The organism is Paenibacillus sp. FSL H8-0104 (assembly GCF_038050215.1).
In the GTDB taxonomy this organism is placed as follows: Bacteria; Bacillota; Bacilli; order Paenibacillales; family Paenibacillaceae; genus Paenibacillus; species Paenibacillus amylolyticus.
Map to the genome: position 1 here is coordinate 6,927,570 of NZ_JBBOTC010000001.1, position 20,589 is coordinate 6,948,158.

Annotated in this window: 17 protein-coding genes; all 17 read right to left on the reverse strand. The window is 45.4% G+C overall.

What is annotated here, in order from left to right; genetic code table 11:
- Positions 1 to 201 precede the first annotated feature (201 nt).
- Entirely contained in the window at positions 202 to 1,011 is an 810-nt protein-coding gene (locus NST38_RS30325) for a class I SAM-dependent methyltransferase (protein ID WP_256720066.1), read from the reverse strand.
- A 289-nt stretch (positions 1,012 to 1,300) separates the two neighbouring features.
- Positions 1,301 to 2,068 (reverse strand): hypothetical protein, encoded by a 768-nt coding sequence (locus tag NST38_RS30330; protein ID WP_076252175.1) that lies wholly within the window; start codon positions 2,066 to 2,068, stop codon positions 1,301 to 1,303.
- 222 nt (positions 2,069 to 2,290) lie between these two features.
- Positions 2,291 to 3,577 carry an adenylosuccinate synthase gene (locus NST38_RS30335; protein WP_036671866.1) on the reverse strand — a complete coding sequence of 429 codons (1,287 nt, stop codon included), beginning with the start codon at positions 3,575 to 3,577 and terminating at the stop codon, positions 2,291 to 2,293.
- A 445-nt stretch (positions 3,578 to 4,022) separates the two neighbouring features.
- Entirely contained in the window at positions 4,023 to 5,384 is a 1,362-nt protein-coding gene (gene dnaB, locus NST38_RS30340; protein ID WP_036611922.1) for a replicative DNA helicase, read from the reverse strand.
- A gap of 1 nt (position 5,385) precedes the next feature.
- Positions 5,386 to 5,829: a 50S ribosomal protein L9 gene (gene rplI, locus NST38_RS30345; RefSeq protein WP_076252177.1), complete on the reverse strand. Its 444-nt coding sequence runs from the start codon at positions 5,827 to 5,829 to the stop codon at positions 5,386 to 5,388.
- Positions 5,826 to 7,817 carry a DHH family phosphoesterase gene (locus NST38_RS30350; protein ID WP_076252179.1) on the reverse strand — a complete coding sequence of 664 codons (1,992 nt, stop codon included), beginning with the start codon at positions 7,815 to 7,817 and terminating at the stop codon, positions 5,826 to 5,828. Before NST38_RS30350 ends, rplI begins: the two co-directional genes overlap by 4 nt.
- A gap of 11 nt (positions 7,818 to 7,828) precedes the next feature.
- Complete coding sequence (locus NST38_RS30355; RefSeq protein WP_036612044.1) at positions 7,829 to 8,740, reverse strand: DUF2232 domain-containing protein; 912 nt, start codon at positions 8,738 to 8,740, stop codon at positions 7,829 to 7,831.
- Between the two features lie 5 nt (positions 8,741 to 8,745).
- The gene (locus NST38_RS30360; protein WP_017691445.1) at positions 8,746 to 9,048 is read right to left on the reverse strand and encodes a MazG-like family protein; all 303 of its coding nucleotides are present in this window, start codon (positions 9,046 to 9,048) and stop codon (positions 8,746 to 8,748) included.
- A 265-nt stretch (positions 9,049 to 9,313) separates the two neighbouring features.
- The gene (locus NST38_RS30365; RefSeq protein WP_017691444.1) at positions 9,314 to 9,739 is read right to left on the reverse strand and encodes a CBS domain-containing protein; all 426 of its coding nucleotides are present in this window, start codon (positions 9,737 to 9,739) and stop codon (positions 9,314 to 9,316) included.
- A gap of 184 nt (positions 9,740 to 9,923) precedes the next feature.
- Positions 9,924 to 10,958 carry an LCP family protein gene (locus tag NST38_RS30370; RefSeq protein WP_036671869.1) on the reverse strand — a complete coding sequence of 345 codons (1,035 nt, stop codon included), beginning with the start codon at positions 10,956 to 10,958 and terminating at the stop codon, positions 9,924 to 9,926.
- Positions 10,959 to 11,200: 242 nt separating this feature from the next.
- Positions 11,201 to 12,787, reverse strand: coding sequence for an MFS transporter (locus tag NST38_RS30375; RefSeq protein ID WP_076252180.1), 1,587 nt, complete (start codon positions 12,785 to 12,787; stop codon positions 11,201 to 11,203).
- Between the two features lie 250 nt (positions 12,788 to 13,037).
- The gene (locus tag NST38_RS30380; RefSeq protein WP_076252182.1) at positions 13,038 to 13,943 is read right to left on the reverse strand and encodes a D-alanyl-D-alanine carboxypeptidase family protein; all 906 of its coding nucleotides are present in this window, start codon (positions 13,941 to 13,943) and stop codon (positions 13,038 to 13,040) included.
- Positions 13,944 to 14,197: 254 nt separating this feature from the next.
- Positions 14,198 to 16,024, reverse strand: coding sequence for an oligopeptide ABC transporter substrate-binding protein (locus NST38_RS30385; protein WP_076252184.1), 1,827 nt, complete (start codon positions 16,022 to 16,024; stop codon positions 14,198 to 14,200).
- A 19-nt stretch (positions 16,025 to 16,043) separates the two neighbouring features.
- On the reverse strand, positions 16,044 to 16,949 hold the full coding sequence (locus tag NST38_RS30390; protein WP_036611941.1) for an ABC transporter permease: 906 nt from the start codon (positions 16,947 to 16,949) through the stop codon (positions 16,044 to 16,046).
- A gap of 29 nt (positions 16,950 to 16,978) precedes the next feature.
- Positions 16,979 to 17,941: an oligopeptide ABC transporter permease gene (gene opp4B, locus NST38_RS30395; protein ID WP_036611942.1), complete on the reverse strand. Its 963-nt coding sequence runs from the start codon at positions 17,939 to 17,941 to the stop codon at positions 16,979 to 16,981.
- Positions 17,942 to 17,948: 7 nt separating this feature from the next.
- Positions 17,949 to 18,881: an ABC transporter ATP-binding protein gene (locus NST38_RS30400; RefSeq protein WP_017691436.1), complete on the reverse strand. Its 933-nt coding sequence runs from the start codon at positions 18,879 to 18,881 to the stop codon at positions 17,949 to 17,951.
- Positions 18,882 to 18,895: 14 nt separating this feature from the next.
- Positions 18,896 to 19,885 (reverse strand): ABC transporter ATP-binding protein, encoded by a 990-nt coding sequence (locus NST38_RS30405; protein ID WP_036612047.1) that lies wholly within the window; start codon positions 19,883 to 19,885, stop codon positions 18,896 to 18,898.
- Between the last annotated feature and the right edge of the window lie 704 nt (positions 19,886 to 20,589).

Consider the following 20,589-nt stretch of genomic DNA (forward strand, 5'->3'; position numbering starts at 1 on the left):
CATCCGCTGTACTATGTACTTTTGTTCGCAAATTAAGACTAGGTTCTAAGACCCAGTGAAATATGCTTTATTTTTCATAAAAATACATATAAAATCCCTCACCAGATCAACTCTGATAAGGGATTACGTAAACAACCTGTTTGTGGTTTATCTTAAACTGGATTTCATCTCATGCCACAATAGAAATTAACTTTTATGTCTCTATTCTTTGACTGCAAGAATTACAAATCGCTTCTGCTGTACTTCCCAGAATCCATTGTGCTCCATCTCCATATGAATATCCATTAACGGCTCACAGAAATATTCCACTTTGAAATCAGGTACTTGCCACGGTATGGTCTTTAGATAATATACCAGTGCCCCTATATCATAGAAACGCTGCGCGGGAGTTGCTTCCCGTTGCTCTAGAATACGGAATCCACACTGTTCCAGCTGAAGAACAGCACGATCCAGCTCCCATCCAGCGTAATCCGCTGGCATAGGAATGCCGAGCCGATCATTGATCTCCCGGCAATCTGACCAACCTACCTGCTGAGTAAGAAACAGTCCCCCTACCGATAGAATCCGCCTAACTTCCTGCTCATCATACGACTCATGTCGATTAAGAATCAGATCAAATTCCCCTTCTGCGAAAGGAAGATGCGAATCATCAGTCACCGGAAACACCTTCACACCGAGCGGCTGTAAACGTTCCTCTGCAATCGGTATATTGGGGAGATAGCCTTCGGTCGCACATGTGTATGGAGGAAGGGGATGGAGTCTGGACAACATCTCTCCTCCACCAGTCCCCATGTCGAGCATTCGTTCTGTTTGATTCAACAATCGGCGCGCCATTGTTCCATATGACCAAGGCAACATTCCGCTCTGGAGTCGCCCACTCCCTGTTACATAGCTAAAATCCCAGCCACTAAACGGCTGGTCCGCCTCTTGCAGCCCTTGCTCGTATCGCTCTTTCGTCGCCTCGGCAAACTCTTTTACTGATGGTTCTGAATTAGAATGATATAAGTTCATGTTCAATACAACCTCCAATTAGTGTATTCATAAACACAAGTCCATCGGATCTCTTGAAAGCACCCATGAACGGAGGTCCACGAATTGGACTGGAGGTTTCTGCAATGTTGCCTGAACGTTTTTATATGTCGTGTTCTTTACCTTTATATTTCATACACTTTTCCCTCCTACAGGCATTTCCAGAATTTATATAAATAAATTATATTCAATCATCCTCGACAAGTCCATTACATTATGAATCAGGCGATACGTCTATGAGCACACCTGTCTTCCCTGCCTGCCTATCATCCTATTCTGTTTGCAGTACTTCCATCAGGTTGTCGTACTCTTCACTGGTCAGGTACTTCGAGATCACCTGTTCAATCTCACGTAATTCCTGTTCCGTTAGGCCACCTTCCATGGCACCTGAGATCTGTTGCATTTCCTTCTGTGGAAGCTTATTCATGAGCAGGCTAAAGATTTTTTCTTTCTCCTCTGCTGGCAGCTTGTCCTTCGCTCCTGTAATGTCATCCGGTGATACAACAATGGCATCATTGCCTGAAGAAGCACCGCCGCTGGCCGCTCCGGTTCCATTGCCTGAAGCCGAACCACTACCCTGATCTGTTCCTGAGTCATTAACCGTGCCCGTATCCGTCCCATTGCCTGCACTTGTGCCTGAGTTTGATCCTACGGTCGTATCTGTACCTGAACCTTCCCCTGTGCCCTCGCCTGAGCCACTTCCTTGGGACGCATTGTTGCCTGCATCTACGCCAGATTGACCGCTCTCCGTTCCATTCCCCATAACTGAAACAGCATCTTCCGGAACCTGCTCTTCGTCCGCTCCTGTCGGCTGATCTGTCGTCCCATTTCCTGATTTATTACCCTCGCTGGTTTTACCACCCAAGGCACCTTGGAACATGGCGGTTAACCCCATGGGTTGACCCTCCCACTGAATATTGAAACTCGCGAGTAGCGACTTCGCATATGACTGTACAATTAATCCGGTCGTGAGCAGTGTCAGTGAACTGACCAGCAACACGGTTAGCACGATTTTAACAAACCACACAAGCAACTTCATTCCGTTCTCTCCCTCCGATTATCCCACCCGTCTAGCATACGCATGCTGGGGTCTGTGACTCTACTGTTAACCAGTATTGACGGAAATCTCGGGATTATATCCGAAAAAAATACAAAAAACCTCCAGTCATCGCTATAAAAGCAACAACTGGAGGCTCAACATGCCTAAGTCGGCAGAGGATCCTATTTTATAATTCAAGAAACAATCTCTCTATTTCTTCGATTACTCGTAGATTGGAAGAACTTGATTTGTTTGCTCACGGTTACGACCAACTGAGAAGATGGCAATTGGAATGCCTGTCAGTTCGGAAACACGTTTTACATAATTCTGTGTGTTCACTGGCAGGTCTTCAAGTTTCTTCGCTCCAGTGATATCTTCGCTCCAGCCTGGCATCTCTTCGTATACCGCTTCACATTCTGCCAGCATTTTGAGGCTTGCCGGATAGTGTGTGATGACCTCGCCGCGGAATTTGTATCCTGTGCAGATTTTTACGGTTTCCAGACCTGTCATTACGTCCAGAGAGTTCAGGGACAGACCTGTGATTCCACTGACACGACGCGCGTGGCGAACAACAACACTATCGAACCAACCTACACGACGTGGACGTCCAGTTACCGTACCGTACTCATGTCCAGTCTCACGGATTTGGTCACCGATTGCATCATGCAATTCCGTAGGGAATGGGCCATCTCCTACACGGGTTGTGTAAGCTTTCGCTACCCCAATGACTTGTTGAATACGAGCCGGGCCTACGCCAGAACCGATACATACGCCACCTGCGGACGGATTGGATGATGTAACAAATGGATAAGTTCCTTGATCAAGGTCCAACATAACGCCTTGTGCACCTTCAAACAATACTTTTTTGTCCTCATCAATATATTCGTTCAGAACAACCGATGTATCACGTACGTAAGGACGCAGAATTTCAGCATATCCGAGGTAATCTTGCAGAATCTCTTCCACATCAACAGGCTGGCCGCCATAGACTTGCTCGATGACACGGTTCTTTTCTTTGACCAGATGACGCAGTTTCAGTTCGAAGTCTTCAGCATCTAGCAGGTCAACCATCCGAATACCAATACGGGCTGATTTGTCCATGTAACATGGGCCAATTCCTTTGCCAGTTGTACCAATTTTGTTCGGACCTTTGCTCTCTTCTTCCAGTGCATCCAATACCATGTGATATGGCAGGATGATATGTGCGCGCTCACTGATGGACAGGTTCTTCGTTGTAAAATCATTGTCATGAATATAGTTAATTTCTTCGATGAGTGCCTTCGGGTTGATAACCATTCCGTTACCAATCACACACGCTTTATCCGTGTAGAAAATCCCTGATGGAATCATCGTCAGTTTATATTTTTTGTTATCAATCAGAATTGTATGACCCGCATTGTTACCACCTTGATAACGAGCCACCACATCAGCGCTCTCCGCCAAATAATCCGTGATTTTACCTTTTCCTTCGTCTCCCCATTGCGTTCCCACTACAACTACCGTTGACATAGTTAACATTCCTCCGTGGGTGCCTTGCGCACCTTTGTATTGGTCTGTCCGTCCTCTATCCCGGCAGGCATGTTACGCAATAAACCGACTGAGAAGCGTGCTAACGGACAGTAAAAATGTCCTTCCGTTACATTCAAGGGAAGGTTTGCGCTGCTTTAACGCAGCAGTATTAGTGTACCAGTACCCTTTTTCAAAGTCAAATCAAATGGCGAACAATTAGATATAGTACAACCGTAATGTTCGGGATTTACCCATTATTTCAACACAAAAAACCGGAGACTTCAGTCCAAGCTTGCTTGACTGCTATCACCGGTTCAAGGATACCCATTTCAATGTGAATCTATATCTGGTATTTATAACACATGTTTGCGTTCAGTTGCTCTAATGGTTGATCTTCGGGACAGACGATTCTGGCTTCTTGATCGAAGTCGTCAGCACCTGCCCGTTACATCGCGAAGGCGTCATTGTGCGCCCTCTCGTAATTGACGAATTTATTAAAGTTTTTCAGGAAGACCAGTTCCACCGTACCTACCGGACCGTTACGCTGTTTAGCGATAATGATCTCGATAATATTTTTCTTCTCGGTCTCCTGGTTATAGTAGTCATCCCGGTACAGGAACGCTACGATGTCGGCATCTTGCTCGATCGAACCCGATTCCCGCAAGTCACTCATCATCGGACGTTTGTCCTGACGTTGCTCTACACCCCGGCTCAGCTGGGACAAGGCAATAACCGGAACTTCCAGTTCCCGGCCAATCTGTTTCAGTGTACGTGAGATCTCGGATACCTCTTGTTGACGGTTCTCCCCTGCTTTACCACGTCCACTAATCAGTTGAAGATAGTCGATCAGGATCATGCCAAGGCCTTTCTCTTTCTTCAGACGACGGCATTTGGCACGAATATCCGCTACGGTAATCCCTGGCGTATCATCTATGAAGATGTTGGCTTCTGACAAAGCTGCAATACCCATCGTCAGCTTCTGCCAGTCTTCATCACCCTTGAAGTCACCCATACGCATTACGCTGGCATCCAGGTTGGCTTCCGCACAGATCATACGTTGCACCAGCTGGGCAGCTGACATCTCCAGACTGAAGATGGCTACCGTCTCCTGGGCCCGAATGGCTACGTTCTGAGCGATATTCAGGGCGAAGGCCGTCTTACCTACGGAAGGACGGGCCGCTACAATGATCAAGTCACTGCGCTGGAATCCGGCAGTCATCTTGTCCAGATCGATAAACCCGGACGGAATACCTGTCGTTGTACCCTTATTCTGATGAAGTGTTTCCACACGATCGAATACTTCCATCAGTACGTCCTGTATGGCTATAAAACCACTACTGGAGCGACGGTTGGAGATCTCCAGAATGCGACGTTCAGCTTCTCCGAGCATCGCTGCAACATCTTCTCCGCCTGTATATCCTTCGCTCACGATCTGTGTTGCCGTACGAATCAGGCGACGCAGCATCGATTTCTCTTCGATAATCTGAGCGTAATAGTCTACGTTCGCGGCTGTAGGTACACCATGGGCTAGCTTAGCCAGATAACTAACGCCCCCGATGTCCTCCAACTCACCTTTATCCTTCAGAAGCGAAGTCAGTGTAACAAGGTCAATCGGTTGATTTCCCTCACCAAGCTGGATCATCGCTTCAAAGATTAATTGATGGGGTTTATCATAGAAATCCTCGGTTTGCACCCGTTCCATCGCTGTAATCAGGGCCTCGCCCTGCAACAGGATTGCACCCAGCACGGCCTGTTCGGCTTCCAGGTTCTGCGGGGGAATCCGGTCGAATAACATTTCTCCGCCCATCTTACTCTTCCGTTACCTGTACCTTCAAGGTTGCCTTCACTTCAGGGTGAACCTTGACAGTTACTTGTGTTACGCCGAGTGTACGAATAGGCTCGTCCAGCTCAATTTTGCGTTTGTCTACTTTCAGACCCTTTTTAGACAAAGCTTCTGCGATCTGTTTGCTAGTAATGGCGCCGAACAGACGACCACCTTCGCCGGACTTGGCTTTCAGTTCAGTTACTTCTGCTTCCAGCTTTTTCGCAAGTGCTTCCGCTTCCACTTTCTCTTCCTGTTTGAGTCTTTCTTCAGCCGCCTTCTGGTTGTCCAGCGTCTTCATGTTGCCGTCTGTTGCCAGACGTGCGATTCCCCGTGGCAATAGGAAGTTCTGTGCGTAACCCTCAGATACTTCTTTCACTTGCCCTTTCTTGCCTTGACCCTTCATATCTTTTATAAAAATGACTTTCATTCGAACAGCCCCTCTTCCTTTTCGATTTCAGCCAGTACGTTCGTCAGCCGTTTTTCTGCCTCTCCAAGCGTTCCTTCAAGCTGCACGGCAGCATTCGTCAAATGTCCGCCACCGCCCAGTCGTTCCATGACAACTTGGACATTCATGCGCCCCAGCGATCTCGCGCTGATGCCAATCAGTCCATCCGGACGCTCACTAATCACAAATGAAGCGACCACATCAGTCATGTTCAGCAATGTATCCGCCACCTGGGCGATCATCATCTGTGAAATCTTGCTACCAGGGTCTGTGACCGCCAGCGCAATGTTTCCATATACCATTTTAGCATGCTTTATGATTTCTGCCTTAGCAATATATTCTGACAGATCCTCTTTCATCAACCGCTGGATCATAATGGTGTCCGCACCGCTACGGCGCAAGAAGCCTGCCGCTTCGAACGTTCTGGACCCCGTGTGCAGTGCAAAATGCTTCGTATCCACCGTAATCCCGGCAAGTAGAGCCGTAGCTTCTAGCGGAGTGAATTGTACCTTATCATGAATGTATTGCAAGAGTTCGGTTACCAATTCGGCAGCAGAGGACGCATAAGGCTCCAGATAGATCAACACTGCGTCATTGATGAACTCTTCGCCCCGGCGGTGATGATCCACAACTACCACGCGGGTAGCAGACTGTACCAGTTTCGGCTCCATGGTCATGGATGCCTTATGTGTATCCACCACCACCAGCAACGTGTGCTCGGTCATCATCTGGGTTGCCTGTTCCGGTGATACAAATGCTTTGGACAACTTCTCGTCCTTGTTCACTTGCTCCATCATACGTTCAATTGATGGATTAATTCCATCCAGTACAATTCGGGCTTCCACATTGTACAGACTGGCCGCTTTCCACACTCCGATGGATGCGCCGATCGCGTCCATATCCGGAATTTTGTGCCCCATGATGAGCACCCGGTCGCTCTCCTGCATGAGATCACGCAGCGCGTGCGCAATAACGCGGGCTCTTACCCGTGTCCGCTTCTCCACTGCGTTAGACTTGCCGCCATAGAAAGACAGGCGTTGTCCGGACTTCACGGCAGCCTGATCACCACCACGTCCAAGTGCCATGTCCAGACTGGACTGTGCCAGTTCTCCCATCTCACTGATGCTATCCGATCCAAACGCCAGTCCAACACTGAGTGTCATTGGCACTTTGAGGTCAGCAGTCATCTCCCGAACTTCATCCAATATGACAAATCGGCTCTGCTCCAGCTCCTGCAAAGACTTATGATTCAGCATCAACAGATAACGATCAGAAGACAGACGGCGCAGGTACACTTCGTACCGCTTGGCCCATGACGTAATCTCGCTAGTCACACGGGCAATCAGTGCTGTACGCTGTTGATCGTCCATGCCTTGGGCAGCCTCGTCCAGATTATCCAGAACGAGAATTCCCAATGCAAGGCGTTCATTTTCATATTTATCACGAAGAATGGCTAGCTCCGTAATCTCGTATACATATACATACCGCTCCTGCGGGTTATGAATAACTCCATAATGCCGATCATCCAACTGGAATTCGTCATGCAACTCCTTGGATGAATGTTCCTTCGTCCCATCCTTCTTCTCTTTAGGCTGGGGAAGTTTGGGAAACAAATTAAGTAGCGGATTACCCACCATTGTCTTCTCCTGGAACATCTCCGCGACAAAGCGGTTATGCCACTCTACCGTACGATCTTCGCTGTACAGCACAATTCCGAATGGAAGCATGCTGACCGCTTCCCCCTCCATCCGTTTGATCCGAATAGAAAGGCCATTAATGTAGTCGTTAAGCTCACGGCGGAACGCGAGCTCCGCCTTAATCATGACGATTCCCAGCGCCGAAGCCAGTATCAGACTAATCAAACCAAGCGTCCAGTTATAAATGGTAACGAACATAACGAGCAACAGCAGCAGTATGAACGCCCATACGGTATAGTAGCCGTGCCAGCGTTTCTTCAGAAATTTAGGCATGACTCATCACCCTATCGTTTTGATTTCGATATTGCCTCACGAAGCGGGAACGCCAGATCGATAATTCCGATAATCCGAAGCGGACCAATGAAGAAGACCGCTGCCGCCAGGAAATATGGTATAACCGGATTCCATTTCTTTGTATGTGAGAGAAAGAAGAAGAAACCGATCGCTTGAATCATGAAGCCCAGATTAATTAGCGGCGACAGATTCATGGCAATCATGGTCCAGTATGTTCCATCACTTTGTCTGGAGATCACTTCGATCAACAGTGCAAGGAAATAATACCAGATCAACGCACGCGGCATACGCCATTCTCTCGCTGGTGGAAGCTTCGATACCACCACACCCATCACGTTCAGAATCGGACGAGCAATGGCGTGTGTAATGAAGGCCATTACCATAGACGTGACAACGAGAGCAAACGGAATCATAAGCTGTGTTTGTTTGGCAACATCCTCGGTCATCTCAGGTGTCCATGCAAATCCGTTGATCATCTGATTCGATGTATTGGTTAACGGTTCAATGGTCAATTTGACCACATCTTCAATATAACTGGACAGGTCGAATTGGAAAATGACACTGCCGACCAAGAGCAACAACAAGTATTCTGCCAACATCATGCCACTTCCCGCCATCAGGGCGAACAGGGCCGATTTGCGTGTTTTATACGCGTGACCCATAACGATTGCAGGCAGGGTGAAGATGAGCAGTAGTAACAGATAGATGGGGTGGAATACGACCAAAATAACGGCTACTGGAACGAGATGCCATATAAATGATTTTAAAGATAATGAAGCATACAAAATAACTCCCGGAATCATCATAAAAAATATGGCAAGTACCGATAAAGGAGTTAACAGCGAAAGTAGCAAGAGCAGATAGACTGCGCTCCAAACAGCTGATTTAAAGCTAAATTTCAACAAATTCACCTCTTACGCATATGATCTTCTAGCGCGGAAATATCCTGGTACCAGTCTTCAAGCTGGTGACCTTCCTGTTTATGCTTTTTCAACTTCTCAACTAGCAGTGCATCCAGATCCTTGAAAGGAATACCGAGCCTGCGGCCCAATATGTAACTACTCATAATCAAACTGGCAAGACTGTCCCCGATTCGAGTTGTACTGCCTTCCCATAACGCCTTGAATAATCGGGATACCTGATCAAGCACTTCGGTTTTCAGCCATTCAATCACTTTAGCGCGTTTGGCTACATCCAGTTCTTTAGGCATATTGGCGAAAGTCACTCTCCCCCGAAAAAGCTTTATTCTCGATTATAGCATAAAAAGAGGGCCCGCAAAATTACCCCAAAAAACGGAGAAGTTCTCCGAAACTGATGTCAGGTACTTATGCGGAGTCCTCCGTACATCCTATCGACCTATATATTTGTAAAAAACTTCGAATGCGCCCCTGGTTCAGGACTTCTTAAGTTTAACATGATACCGGACGGCTGTGATTATCCCTCATGACACAATAATGTTTAAATTCGTAACAGCCTTACTTAGCCTTGATCGATTCTTTGGCTACAATGCCCTCGCAGTACTCAATAATCTGACTCCGTCTGACAATACCGATGAACCGATCCATATCATCGACCACAGGAACAAAGTTCTGAACTTTAGCCAGATTAATCAGGTCCTCCATGTTGGCGTTAATGGATACAGGTTTAATATCCAAGCGAAGGGGAACATCTTTGAGCAAGAACTTTGAAGCGTTTTCAAATGAAATCTTTCCCTCGGCATTCTTCATATACCACAGTAAGTCGCCTTCGGTAACCGTACCAATATATTTGCCCTCTTTATTCAAAATGGGTACCGCCGTAAAACGATGATATTCCATCCGTTCCAACGTTTGCCGCAGCGTAGAATCCGACGTCACGCACGTAACCTCTTGTTTGGGTAGCAAAAAAAATGCGATGTTCATACCCTTGTGTATCCTCCTTGTGAATTTCTTCGTTCAACTTATCTCGCTCAACTTATATTATACGGATCAGAACGCAGGATGTTCCAAAAGGATAATAGTTCTCAATACAAAGAAAAAAAACAGCAGCCCGCGAATAAACGTACTGCTGATTGTGGTCTACAACACATCATTGGTATGGAATTGGTTATTCAATCTTTTGCCGGTCAGGGATCATGACTTCACCGGCTGGGGTCGATTGATCCATCCAGTTGTTAATCAGCTCTTTGGCATATTGGACATCTTTCTCGTCAGCCTGACCATAATAGATACCGTCTTTTTTCATCCCCTCACCCAGAATGGTGAAGCTTGAAATCTGCGGTTTCTCCTGAGTAAGCACTTGTTTGGCCAGATCAATAATGAAAGATGCTCGCATATCCGTCTGGAAGCTGTCTCCCATGATCTGAATCAATTCCGGAATTTTGGCGATTTGATTCAAATTCAGCATCTCATTCGCCATCGCGTTCAGGAAAATCTGCTGCCGCTTGGTACGATTAAAATCGCTATCCTCACGGTATCTTACATAATACAGTGCTTCCTGCCCGTCATAGATCGGCTTACCACCTTCAATCGTGAATTGCACGTGATCCGGATTCTTGTTCACAATGTCCTCATCGATTGGCAGTTTTACACCACCAAGCGCATCAACCACTTTTTTGATTCCGTCGAAGTTGATCGTTGCATAATAACCCACATCAGCATCAAGAAATTTCTCCACGGTATTGATGGACATATTCTCCCCACCAAAAGCATAGGCATGCGCCAGCTTATCATAATCATCTTCGCCGTCCTTGTTGGCATCCCGTCCTACAATCTGCACATACGTATCACGTGGAATGGATACCAGAAGCACACGGGATTCCTTCGGACGTACTACAGCATAGATGACGGTATCCGAACGTCCACGCGTCTTCTCATAGGCGCGTTTGTCCGAACCGAGCAGTAACACGGAGAATGGTTCCTTACGGTATACCGTTGGATCAGGCGTGTTGTTGCCTTCTTGCGGTACATAAGAGCGGGATAACTGATCTTCTACCGAACCGGCGAGAAACAGATCAAATGCCGCTACAGCCAGCTGCTGACGGAACAAATACCCTCCGATTAACAAAACAACAAGCGAAACGAGCGTTATATATAGGCCTTTTCTTCTTTTCTTCTTCTTATCCTTAGTTCTGCTTTTCATCCATCGATTCCTTCTTCACTATCGAAATGATAATCCATAATACCAATTAAACGTCTGAGATGTCTTGTGACTCGGTGTTCTCTGAAGTTTTCTCTCTCTGGAATCAAGACACCGCTTACGCTCGTTCTATTGTAATCATTGCGAGAGCAAGAAAAGTTACAATCCGGTTAAATTGAAAAGAACAGCGACTCCTTTTTAGCTACAAAAGGTACACTGTTCTCTTCATTTCTAACGTTATCGAATCAGTTTGTGGATATACTTTCCACATGTTGGCTTTTCTCTTTTTGACGCAGACGTCCCGTTATAAGCGCAGCTACCAGCGTAAGCACACTGAATACCACCGCAGACCAGAAAAGGCCATTATAACCCTGCCCTGTCGTTTGATGCACTGCCTGGAGCAACACATCACGGATGCCTTCATCAGGAATCTGGGACAGGCCCTCTGTCAGACTGGAGACATCACTCCCTGCTGCTCCACCCGATGCATATTGCTCCAGCATCTCCGGAGGCACCTGAATTCCTTTGTCAGCGAATCCTGCCTGAATGTTGGACCCCAGATTAATGAAAGAACGTGCCAGGAATCCAGCGAAAATCGTAGGTGCAATAGCCATCGCCATCTGGCGGAATAACGAACTGGTCGCTACCGCGATGCCTTTGTTGTTCTCCCCCGCCTGTTCCGTGACAAGTACGTTAACTGGCGCACCAAGCATCATGCCGAAACCGATACCTACGAGTGTAATCGCGATGACAAATTGCCAGATATGCTCCACCCATAGCGGGAACAGCAGGAATCCAATGGCAGATAACAGCCCCGCAACCGATAACGTCCAGATCGGCCCTTTGCGGTCAACGAGGTATCCACCTCCACCTGCCCCGATGCCAGATGCCAGCGCAAGCGGAGTAAACCAGTACCCGGAAGCCGTATTGGATACGCCGAGATATTGCTCAACAAATCCGGGAATAAAGATCACCGAGGCCAGAATGGCTCCGGAGAAAAAGGCAATCAACAGCGTCCAGCGAAAGGACGCAATGCCCAGAAGCTGTGTCGATACAACAGGTTCACGTTCAGATCCTTCTAGCCTTTTTTCCATGAAGTAAAAGAGCACCAGAATGATCACACCTGCCAAGAAAAAGCCGTAGAACATCGGTGATCCCAGGCTTTGAAGCATGTTCACACCGTCCAGATTGCTAAAGCTATACATTAAACTGAGTACACCCAACGTTAGGACAGCAATACCGCTCCAGTCCACTGCTGCACGATTCAGTTCCTGCTCTTCCTGAATAAATCGAATACCTGCTATGAATAGCAGAATGGCGATAGGCACGTTAATCAGGAATAACCAATGCCAGTTGCCAGTCAGATCCAGTATAAAAGCACCGACATTGGGTCCCAAGATAGCGGCAACACCATTCATCCCTCCCAGCAGACCCAAGGCTGTACCTTGTCGCTCCGCCGGGAACTTGCTTAATACATATGAGCTGGCAATGATAAAAATCCCACCACCGCCCAAAGCTTGAATGACACGAGCAATCAGGAAAAAGGTAAACGATGTGCTCAGCGCGACAAGCAGGGACCCGATCCCAAACAACGCCACTTCAATCAAAAATAGTTTCTTGCGACCATAACGGTCCGACAGTTTGCCTGCAATAGGTACACTCACCGCAAGCCCAAGCGTGTAAAGCGTAATCGTCCATGCTCCCCATGTTGGCGACACACCAAATGATGCATTTAAGGTGGTCAGTGAAGAGGTGATGATCCCGTTATCCAGCGCAGCCATAAATACCCCTATGGCGAACAGGATTAGCGGCCATTTCATTTGTTTTTGCATCACATGTTACCTCCCGATCAGATCGTAAATTCAGTATCGTACAGTTGGTTTGGTACATATATATTAAACTGAATTGAACAATAATGACTCACTGGTCATTTTAAAACAAAAGAAAACCATATGTCAATTTAATAATATGGTTATATGGCTTAATTTACCTCTGATTCGATAAAATAGAACTGCCATAGGTTCAGTCGAACCTGCGGACAGCCCTCATATCTTATCTGACGTACTATGCTTGCGTAATGCTTCAATAATCTGGTCTGACTCGGTTTCCCGAAAACCCATAGTTGAATAACTTCCGAGTCTCCACAAAACGCCCTTCACGAGTATCTGTTCCAAATACAACTGATATCAGTCTTTTCCCATCACGTTCAGCTGTCCCCACAAAATGATATCCAGAATCTTCATCATACCCGGTCTTTAATCCGTCATTCCCATCGTAAGCATACGGCCCACCAATAGAGGACAACATCCAGTTCGTATTACTCATGTACATCCCTTTTTGGTGCATTGATACTTGCATTTGACTGGAGATTCTTAAAATTTCGGGATGGTTATTCAGCAGATATCGCGCAAGCTTGCATGCATCTATAGCCGTCATTAAGGTCTGCCCTTGTATATCCATTGGACGGTTAGGACCAAGCAGCTTTTCACTGAGGCCCGTTGAATTCGTGAATTGTGTATCCTCAGACAGCCCAATCTGAGTTGCTTTCTGATTCATCTGTTGCACAAACTTCTGCTCTGTACCACTGATATGTTCAGCCAGAGCAACCGCTGCATCATTGGCTGAATAGACAGCTACGATCTCGAACAACTCCTGAACGGTGAACTGCTCTCCCTGTTTCAGGGTCAGTTGACTACCCCCCACGGAGCTGGCATACAGACTCACATTAACAAGATCATTCCAGCCTATATCACCATTGATCACGGCCTCCATTACTAACAGTTCTGTCATCAACTTACTGACGCCTGCCGGAGCAATCTCTTCGGAGCCGTTAAAATCCATTAAGATCTGTTCAGAGTTCATATCCATTAGTACCGCAGATTCAGCTTTAATTCCCGGTTTGCCTACCAGCATGTCCGGTTTCACACCCAAATATATAATAAGCAAGAGAGCTAGCAGCATACCTGCCCGTTTCCACCATTTTTTCATAAGATGATCACCTCTTACCTATATAGACGAAGTAAAGAGGCATTTTGTCTGCACTTTTTTGAAAAAAAGTTAAATTTTTTTTATTTTTTGGTTACAAAAAAAACATGAACCCCATACACCCATGCCAGAGTGTACAGAATCCATGTTTTTAAAGACACTTTTTATTCATTTTCCCAGGAGAATTCTTCATTAATAATCTAGCAACCGGCTTCTTAAAGGACCCCAATCCTTACAGCTGCTAATTTAAGAATGTGTTACTGAGCTACAACTGCTTTGTCTGCATTAACTTGCAGGTCGCTCAGGTAAACGCCTGTTCCATCACCAATCGCATAGTTCATTACACGTTTGTTAACGGGTGCTACAACTGCACGATACAGTGTAGGGAATACAGGAACTTCATCTACCATGTATTGTTGCCATTGATTGTAGATCTCTTTACGCTTGTCTACATCAAATGCTTCAGCTGAGATACCTTGTGCCAGCAATTTGTCATTCTCTTCGCTGGAGAATCTGGAGAAGTTGTAGAGTGCATCGCGGCCATACAGACCAGATGGATCTACGTCAATACCAACGCCCCATGCTGCTTGATACACATCAATGTTTGGATCATCTTTACCTGTGTTACCTACACGGTCATAGAAGCTGTTGAACTCAACCATTTCCAGATTTACTTTCAAACCAATAGCTGCCCATGATTGAACATAATAACGAGCCAATGGTTCAGCTGTGTCTCCACCAGTCATGGATACAAAGTTGATTTCGAGTGGTGTTCCATCCGGATTCGTACGGAATTCACCATCCAGTTTGTAACCAGCTTCGTCGAGCAATGCTTTCGCTGCTTCTGGATCATATGCTACACCCGGATTGTTGGAATCATGGAATTCTGGGTGAGACGGTGGAATCAGGGTTGTTGCATTCCAACGCAGACCATTATAGAAACGTTTACCTACTTGATCGTTATCTACAGCCATCCACATGGCTTTACGCAACTTTTTGTCGCCCATTTTTGCTTCGGCATTGCTTACAACTTTTCCGTTCTCTTCATCCCACGTACCCAGTTTGAAACCGATGTACGTATAAGCACGATCGATTGCGCCCAGGAATTCTACGTTGGACAGGTTAGCATTATCTTTGTATTGATCTGTCGGGAATGCATCCACGAGGTCTACCCCGCCAGATTTCAGTTCTTGAACAACCGTTGTCGGGTTGATAACTTTCAGAGTCACTTTGTCCAGTTTTGGAGCCCCACGCCAGTAGTCTTCGTTTTTAACATAAGTTACAGACTCACCCGGAGTGATTACATCCACTTTAAATGGACCAAAACCAATTGGTTTTTCACGTACTTCTTTGGAAGAAGACATTTTTGCTACATCCATATCGCCGAAGATATGTTTAGCCAGTGGATACGTCCATACGCCACCTGTCAGCAGGGACGGAGTGGATTCTTTATACGTAATGCTGATTTGTTTGTCGCTCAGCACTTTAATACCAGAGATTGTTTTTGCTTTTCCAGCATGGAATTCTTCCATACCTACTATGCTAGTAAAGTTGGAGTCATAACGTGGACCATCATACGCTTTGTTACCAATAACTTCATAAGCAAATTGCAGATCTTCAGCCGTTACCGGCTTGCCATCATGCCAGTTTACGTTGTCACGAATGGTCAGTGTGAACGTTTTGCCATCTTCAGATGTCTCATATGTTGCTGCACCATCATTGGTGTACACATAGTCTTTGTCCCATGTAAGTAATGGCTCATCGAACCATTGCAGTACCTGAACATCCGGGTTACCGGAATAGAAGTTATAGTTCAGTGTACCTTCAAAAGCAGTATCCGATACAAGTCCGAATGTAATCGATCCACCCTCGATCGCAGTACCCTCATTCGTTTTGACATTGTTGAAGTCATCAATGGAGTAAACGCCCTCTTCATTAGCAGGTTTTTCCTCCGTTTTTCCCTCTTCTGTGTTGGAAGCTGGAGCTGGAGTAGCTGCTTCTTTCTCAGAGCATGCTGCGAGCACCAATACAAAGACCAACATCATCGTGAAAAATAGTCCCCGTGAAAATAATCCCTTTTTCATGAACCTTTCCTCCCTTTTTTTAACCTCTTCTTTGTCTTGCATCAGTCGCACGCTTTAGGGCTTGACCGACATTATTTATACTCAACATCAATACCAGAATCAGTACCGATGCGGGTAGCCATATCCACCATCTGGACTCCAGGGTTTGCGGATTACGTGCATAACTTACGAGTGTTCCAAGACTAGGCGTACTTTCGGGAAAACCAAACCCTAGGAAAGACAGCCCGGATTCGAGGCCAATGTTGGCAGCGAGATTCAATGTCATCGTTACGATGATAATGGAACTCAGATTCGGAAGAACCTGTGAGAGCATAATCTTCAGATGAGATGAGCCCAATGTTTTTGAAGCTTTTACATAATCCAGTTCCCGTTCCTGTAATGCTTTGGAGCGAATCAACCTGGCGATACCCATCCAGAGAAATGCCGTCATGATTAGAGAGAACGAGATGATATTGTATTTCGGTACTGCCGTAACAAACGCGATAACAATCATCAACATCGGAAGGATCATGAAGAAATCAACAACACGCATAAACAGGTTGTCTATCATTCCACCGAAATAACCGGATAAAAGGCCAATTAAGATACCTATGAAGCCAGTCATTAACGTTACGATAATTCCAATGGTCAGGGAGTTACGTGTACCGATGACCAGTTGGCCAAATACATCACGACCTCCATAGTCCGTTCCAAGCCAATATTTCGCGGATGGTGGTTCATATAAGGCAAACAGATCCACGCGTACGATATCATCCTGATTCAGAATGAGAGACGTGCCATATACCAGCAACATGACCAAGCCCAAGAAAATGAGCGAGATTAGTGCCACCTTATCTCTGACAAGCTCCCTCCATAAAATACTCAAGCTGGAGGGGCTTTTATCAACCTTTTGTGAAGTTACAACTACCTCGTTGGCCTTGCTCATCTTGTTTTCACCCCGAAATCTTCAAGTTCTTACTTGATCCGTATACGTGGATCTACAATTCCCAGAATTATGTCAGACAGCAATGCCCCGAGAATGGAAGCTACGCCATACAACAATACGAGTGCAGTCACAACGCTGAAGTCACGCAATGAGATGGAACTCAGGAACAACTGCCCCATACCTGGATAACTGAATATACTTTCGATGAATACCGTACCTCCGATAAGCCCTGTAATCTCATATCCGAAGAACGCGGCGATAGGTAATAATGAGTTCCTCAAGATATGCCTGTTGTAGATCCGGGATTCCGAGGCGCCTTTGGCTCTGGCAGTAATAACGAATTCCTTATGCTTGATATCAATGATTTCACTACGTAAATATTGAACCGTAGATACCGTTGTAATTAGTGCCATGGATAATGCCGGCAATAATAGATGATAGAACTTACTCATTACGTAGCTGAATGTGCCTGGTGTAAGACCCGGCGCAACGCTACCTCCTGTCGGGAACCAGCCGAAGTGGAATCCGAAGATCCATACCATCACCAGTGCGAAGATGAACAATGGTGCGGCAAACCCCAGGTAAGTGTATCCCGTGATCAACCGATCAGACCAGGTATCGTTGTAACGACCACTGATGATACCCAGTGGAATAGCGATCAGGTAAGTCAGTACAAGTGTCGCCAGTGCGAGCCAGAATGTATTTGCTACACGCTGACCGATCAAGTCGGTAACCGGCATTTTGAAACGGAAGGATTGCCCAAAATCACCTTGGATGGCGTTTTTGATCCAGTCCCAATATTGCACATACCAAGGATTATTCAATCCCAATCTCTCTCGCTGGGCTTCCAATGCTTTGGGATCAACGCTTGGATCAAGCAATCCGGTTAGTGCATCGCCCGGCATGGCCTTGGCCATCAGAAAGACCAAAAGACTAAGTAAAAAGATCTGAGGGATCATTATGATAATTCTGCGTACTATCGTTTTCCACATATGGCCTTCAACCTTTCTGAGGTAGAGCTACTCGGTGAGTATCGGAAATGGATTTGAGCGAGTATGCAAGTCCTTCCTCATCAAAGAAATTTCGGTATGAATGTTCATACTCGGATTTGACCTGTTGACGGAAGGCTACCATTTCCTCTCGTTTGGTTGGGTCCATATCCGGAATGGCTGCAATGAGACGTTTGGTATAGATGTGTTGCGGATTCTCAAAAATATCATTTGTTGTGCCCTGTTCCACATATCGACCTTTATACATAATTCCAATCTCATCACACATATGACGGATGATACCCAGATCGTGACTGATGAACAGATAGGTCAGATTTAATTCTTTTTGAATTTCCTGCATGAAGTTGAGTACCTGAGCCTGTACCGATACATCGAGTGCAGATACAGGTTCATCAGCGATAATTAACTTCGGCTTCAGGGCAATAGCCCGTGCGATGCCTATCCGTTGACGCTGTCCGCCGGAGAATTCATGAGGATATTTGTAGATTGATTCCGGACTCAGGCCAACCTTTTCAAGTAATTCTCTTACTTGTCTTTTCTCCTCGGTAGCTGTCAGACGCTCATAGTTACGAAACGGCTCAGCGATAATATCGATAACCCGCTTCTTTGGATTCAGTGATGAATATGGGTCTTGAAAAATCATTTGTACATCCCGCTGGAGCTGCCTGTTCTTACGTCGCTCCGTAGCCAGATTTTTGCCGTTAAACAGGATCTTTCCGTCAGTGACATGGTTTAGCCCAATAATGGCTCTGCCTGTTGTTGTTTTTCCTGAACCTGATTCGCCAACCAGACCATAAGTCTGTCCTTCTTCAATGGAGAAGCTAACATCATCAACAGCCTTTACACTGCCAATTTCCCGTTTAAGCAATCCACCGCGAATCGGAAAGTGTATCTTAAGCCCTTCTACTTCGAGTAATGCCATTATGTTATTCCTCCTCAGCTTTGGTCAGGGAAATGAAAGTGCTGGTAACAGGTACACCGTACAAAGTGACCTGGTGCAATTTCATGCATCTGTGGGTTCTCTTCATGAGCCGATTCACTAATCCATGGAATTCGGGCTTTGAATCTGCACCCTTTGCGAGGAAGATTTTTGAGTGATGGTACGATGCCTTGGATGACATGTAATTTGGATCTTTCTTCAGACAGGGTGGGAATAGAGTTCAACAATGAGCGGGTATATGGATGCTTCGCATCGTTCATCAATGTGAAGATATCTGCGATTTCAACAATTTCGCCTGCATACATAACTGCTACGCGATCAGCCATCTCAGCTACGACACCCAGATCATGTGTAATCAGAATAATGCCTGCGTTAATTTCACTCTTCAGATCACGGATCAGCTCCAGAATCTGTAGTTGAATCGTAACGTCAAGCGCCGTCGTTGGTTCATCGGCTATGAGTAGTTCCGGTTTGTTGGCAATCGCAATGGCAATAACAATTCTCTGTCTCATACCACCAGATAGTTCGTGGGGATACTGCTTGTATATTTGTTCGGGACGTGGAATCCCTACCTGATTCAATAAGTGAATGACCTTTTCTCTCTTCTCTCTGGAAGACAGCTTGGACTGATGAAGTGTGAGAATCTCTTCAATCTGTTCACCAATAATCATTAGAGGATTTAGTGCGGACAATGGGTCCTGAAAAATCATGCCCATTTCTTTGCCGCGTAGCTTGTTTAATTTGCTTGGGGAGATGTTGGCAATATCTTGTCCTTTATAGAGAATCTGGCCTTCGATCTTTGCTTTGTTATGCAAACCCATAAGAGAGAATGCAAAAGCACTTTTACCTGACCCGGATTCACCTACAATCGCCAACACTTCATTTTTCTTCACCGTAAGGTTAACGTGATCCACTGCTGCATAATAGTCATCTTCAATTCTGAATGATGTTGTTAGATTTCTGACTTCCAATAGCTCTGTATTCAAATCAATCACCCTAACCCCATAATTTCCGTAGATTGTATTCGTGTGTAGAGAAATGCATCCACTGTATATTTCCAAGTTCTTGAAGATAACGAACAATAGCTTATACAAAATACCAAATTGTTAGGAGAAACAAGTTTAAGAGACTTATATTTAGACCATTGGTCAATTAATGTTGATAATTCCTAGCGGAATTATATATCAAAATAATTAATGTAATCATACGTGTAATTTTAGCTAACGTCAATGCTTATTTTGAGATTTTTGGTATAAATGTTTTTTATACTACAGATTTGGATATTAGTAATACTATAAAGGCATATAGCAGGAATTTTGAGAGGTATTATCTTGTTTTTGGCTGTGAGGTATGCATAGGCAATTGGTCAAAATAACATATACATAACATAATAGTTACATCTAGTGTATGTGTATGCTTTAAATTAAGTAGACAATCTCAATTTTGCGTGAGGTAAATGTTACATATATGAGTGATGATTATATCTCGATCTATAGCTAAATTTTATTGAACCGGAGCCGTTATGCTTACAATTGAAATAATATGTGCGATCAGAGTAAAAAATCTAGTTAATCTAGTATAGTTTTATTTATTTGCTAATGTAAAGACCAAATTGTCATCTTTTATCATTTATTTTACAAAAGAAAGAAAAAAGCCCTGCAAAATGCAGAGCTTATCTAATAATTATTCA